General features: G+C 69.6%; 4 protein-coding genes. 3 read left to right on the forward strand and 1 reads right to left on the reverse strand.

Features of this window, described 5'->3' with window-relative positions; all coding sequences use genetic code 11:
* A partial coding sequence (locus ACIRDX_RS22440; RefSeq protein WP_396627643.1) for a tRNA dihydrouridine synthase occupies positions 1-1,070 on the reverse strand: 1,070 nt, incomplete at its 3' end.
* 84 nt (positions 1,071-1,154) lie between these two features.
* Between ACIRDX_RS22440 and ACIRDX_RS22445 the strand changes: the two genes are divergently transcribed.
* The 3 genes from ACIRDX_RS22445 to ACIRDX_RS22455 all read left to right on the forward strand — a co-directional run.
* Positions 1,155-1,523: an STAS domain-containing protein gene (locus ACIRDX_RS22445; protein ID WP_396627644.1), complete on the forward strand. Its 369-nt coding sequence runs from the start codon at positions 1,155-1,157 to the stop codon at positions 1,521-1,523.
* A 6-nt stretch (positions 1,524-1,529) separates the two neighbouring features.
* Entirely contained in the window at positions 1,530-1,961 is a 432-nt protein-coding gene (locus ACIRDX_RS22450) for an ATP-binding protein (protein ID WP_396627645.1), read from the forward strand.
* Between the two features lie 7 nt (positions 1,962-1,968).
* The coding region (locus ACIRDX_RS22455; protein ID WP_396627646.1) for a hypothetical protein at positions 1,969-2,855 on the forward strand (887 nt) is incomplete at its 3' end.

Consider the following 2,855-nt stretch of genomic DNA (forward strand, 5'->3'; position numbering starts at 1 on the left):
CGCGGGTCGGCCGGGGCCTCCGGCACGATGTCGGCCGGTAGGTCTTCCGGCCGCAGCTCGTCGCCGGCCAGCAGGCGATCGGCAATCCAGCCGTGCACCTCCGGTTCCGGTCGTGCGAGCAGCGCCTCGAGCGGCGAGCGCGGGTTGTCGAACACCGCGCGCTCCTGCATGGGCACGTAGGAGCCGTCCGCGGCGCGGGGCACGTGCCGGCACCACAGCCCGAGGTGCCATACGAGAAATGGGCGGAAGCGCGTGTAGCCCCGCTCGTCCTCGCCGAAGTGCTTGCGCCCCAGTCGGACGTACTCGCGGTAGATGGCGAGCCGGCCCTCGGCGGAGTCGTCCACCACCTGGCCCAGCGCCTCGGCGAAGATCCAGGGCTTGATCAGGGCGCCGCGCGCAATCATCACCGCCTGTACACCCGAGATGGCCCGGCTGCGCTCGATGTCCTCGGGGAAGAGGATGTCGCCGTTGCCGACCACGGGGATGCGCACGGCCTGCGCGACCTCGCCGATGGCGACCCAGTCGGCCTGAAACCGGTACCGGGCCGAGCGGGTCCGGCCGTGGACGGTCAGCGCGTCCGCCCCACCTGCTTCGGCCGCCCGTGCAACATCTACCGCGTTTCGTTCGTCTTCATTCCAGCCGAGTCGAATCTTGACGGTGACCGGCAGGGCGCCCGCGCCCGTCTTCATGGCCGCCACCAGCCGCTCGATGCGGCGGGGCTGCCGGAGCAGCGCGGACCCGAGTCCCCGGCGGGTGAACTCGTCGATGGGGCAGCCGAGGTTGAGGTCGACGAAATCGGCGCCGCGTTCGGCCACGAGGGCCGCCCCCCACTGGAGTTCGTCGGGGGACCGGCCGGCGAGCTGGACGCCGAAGCATCGCTCGTCGGGGGCACGCTGGATGAGCGCGAATTCGGCCCGTCGGCGCTGCTGCAGGCTGCGCACGACGGCCATCTCGCTCATGGTCACCGTGGCCCCGAAGGCCTGGCAGAGGCGTCGATAGGGGAGGTTGCCTCCCTTGGTCATGGGCGCCATCACGAGCGCGGGACCGGAGAGGACCGAGAGAACGGACATGGGCGGCCGTATGATAAGCGGTGGCAGGGTGGTCGAGCTCGAGCTTTGCGTCTACACTAGCGGCCATCCGGACGAGGACTACTGATGCCCCACCCGTTCAAGGTGCACCGGACCGCTGAAGGCGACGTCTCGGTGCTGCATCTCGAGGGCTTTCTCGACGCCCACACGGCGCCGGCCTTCGAGCAGGCCATCCAGGCCGAACTCGACGCCAGCCGCCCGCGGCTCGTCGTCGATGGCGAGAAGCTGACCTACATTTCGTCGGCCGGCCTCGGCGTCTTCATGGGCTTCATCGAACAGATCCGTGAGCAGGGCGGCGACCTGAAGATCTGTGGCCTCAGCCCCAAGGTGAAGCAAATCTTCGAGATCCTGGGTTTCCAGGCCATCTACGACATGGTCGACACGGTGCCGGACGCGGTCCAGCGCTTCGCGACCAGCCCCACCCGGGAGGCATAGAGCGCGATGACCTCCCTCGAGCGGACGTTGACCCTGACCGTGCCATCGGCCACCGAGAATCTGGCACTGATCCGGGAGTTCGTCGTCAACGTCGGCTCGCAGGCAGGCCTGGGTGAAGACGACGTGGCCAAGCTCGAACTGGCGGTGGACGAAGCCTGTGCCAACGTCATCGAGCACGCGCACGGCCACGACGCCAACAAGGAAGTCACGGTGCGCGCCACCTTCGATACCGCCACCCTCCGCATCGAGGTGGTGGACGAGGGCGAGGGCTTCGACCCCACTGCCGTCCCGGCAACCCCCGTCGAGCAGATGGTCCACGACCGCCGCACCGGCGGCCTCGGCCTGCGCGTGATGAAGTCGCTGATGGACGAGGTCTCCTACGAGATCCTCCCCGGCGACCGCAACCGCCTGCGCCTCCTCAAGCGTATCCAGAAGTAGGGGTCGCGTGGCGCACGTCTCCGTCAGTCGCCTCGAGTCCCTTCTCGAATCGGCGCAACTGCTGCACGCGTCGCTCGATCTCGACCACCTCCTCAAGCACCTGCTGCGCACCGTGATGGGGCGCTTGTTGGTCACCCGAGCCATCGTCGCCATCGACGCCGGCGACGGCCCTCGCATCGCCATCGCCCGTGGCGTGCCCGACGCGCGGCTCGGGCAGCCGTTCGACGAGACGCGTGCCACCGCCCTCGGCTTGCCGCATCACCTGCCGATCGGCGTGCCGGCCGTGGGACTGCTGGCCACGGCGGCGCCCGCGCGTCCTGCCATCGACGATGATGAGCGGGGATTCCTCGAGGCGCTCCTCGGCCTCGCGGCGACCGGCATCAGCAACGCCAACGCGCACGCGCAGGCGACCCGGCTCAACCTCGACCTCGATCGCAAGATCCAGGAACTCCGCACGCTGATGGAACTCGGGCGCGCCTTCTCCCGCGTGAACGACGTGGAGGAGGTGGCGCGCATCTACGGCCTGACGATCGCGGGGCAGTGGATGGTCACCCGGTACGCCATCGTGGTCTGCCGCGACGGGCTCGGCACGGTGTCGCGTCAGCAGGGCGTGAAGTTGCCGCCGCTGTCGACCTTCCAGGAGGCAATGCACCGGCTCCCGGAGGCCGCGCTCGTCGAGGACCTCGAGGACCCGGAGCTGCGTGCCCTCTTCGAGGCCCACAAGCTGTCCGCCGTGTTCTCGCTGCGCAGCGGCGAGCAGGTGTGCGGCTTCGCGGCGCTCGGCCAGCGGCCGGGCGGGCAGACGTACACCGTGGCCGACCTCGAGCTCGGCGCCGGCATGGCCGCGCAGGCCGTCGTCGCCTTCGACAACTGCTGGTACTTCCGCGAGGTCCT

Origin of the sequence: Luteitalea sp. (assembly GCF_044337415.1) — a bacterium.
GTDB lineage: Bacteria > Acidobacteriota > Vicinamibacteria > Vicinamibacterales > Vicinamibacteraceae > Luteitalea.

What these genes read in the sequence shown, in the direction of transcription:
- ACIRDX_RS22450 (WP_396627645.1), top strand. Translation starts at nt 1,530, where the DNA reads ATGACCTCCCTCGAGCGGACGTTGACCCTGACCGTGCCATCGGCCACC.
- ACIRDX_RS22445 (WP_396627644.1), top strand. Translation starts at nt 1,155, where the DNA reads ATGCCCCACCCGTTCAAGGTGCACCGGACCGCTGAAGGCGACGTCTCG.